Genomic DNA, 780 nt, shown 5'->3' on the forward strand with positions numbered 1-780 from the left:
TCTCGATGGAAAACCCGGCTCAGTTCTGGGTGGAAATCAACACACAACGGCCATGACGCGGGCCACGTGGTTCTGGGTTTCTCGGTAAGGGGGAATGCCGCCGTGTTGGCGCACGGCTTCCGGCCCAGCGTTGTAGGCGGCAAGCGCCAGATGCGGATCGCCGAAGCTTTCCAGCATCATCGCAAGGTAACGGGCAGAGCCGTCGAGGTTCTGTTGGGGGTCAAGCGGGTCGACGTCGAGGTCGCGCGCGGTGTCGGGCATAAGCTGACCAAGGCCAATGGCGCCCGCGTGTGAGATCGCATCCTGCCGATAGGCGCTCTCCACTTCGATATTGGCCCGGTAGAGGCTCAGCCAGTCCGTGACGGAAAGCTCCGCGCGCCTTAGGCCGGGGTGGCTGGCATAGCGCAGGGCCGTGGTCTCTATGGCGTTTAAGACATCGACGCGGGGCAAGGGTGCCGGACCGACACGGGCTGCAAAGCGCATCGCTTCACGCTCTGGCACAGTTGCATCGCTGCCGAAAATCGCAAGTTCATCGGCTGCCGATCCCTGACCGATGCCGTCATTGTAATTGCGCGCGAAGCTATTTTGGGATTGGGAAGGCGTCAGAGAGCCGTCGCTCTCCATGACCAGGACCATTTGCGCTGAGGCTGGCGCGGCGAGTAGCCAGAGACAGACAAGGTTAGTCGCCAGCGCCCTTGTCTGATGGGGCGAGCTTGTGGCTCCGGCTTGTCCCCGCTTCAAGCGGCAGGTCGACATGCGCAAAGCCAAGGCCAATGAAGA

At 62.2% G+C, this 780-nt stretch carries 1 protein-coding gene; it reads right to left on the minus strand.

Going from position 1 to position 780, the window contains the following annotated elements; genetic code table 11:
• Positions 1 to 36 precede the first annotated feature (36 nt).
• Positions 37 to 636 (minus strand): lytic transglycosylase domain-containing protein, encoded by a 600-nt coding sequence (locus VK682_RS27280; protein ID WP_324783002.1) that lies wholly within the window; start codon positions 634 to 636, stop codon positions 37 to 39.
• Positions 637 to 780 lie beyond the last annotated feature (144 nt).

This window comes from Salipiger marinus (assembly GCF_035481585.1).
In the GTDB taxonomy this organism is placed as follows: domain Bacteria; phylum Pseudomonadota; class Alphaproteobacteria; order Rhodobacterales; family Rhodobacteraceae; genus Salipiger; species Salipiger marinus.

Coding starts and splice junctions, on each gene's coding strand:
- VK682_RS27280 (WP_324783002.1), bottom strand. CDS start 636: ATGGTCCTGGTCATGGAGAGCGACGGCTCTCTGACGCCTTCCCAATCC.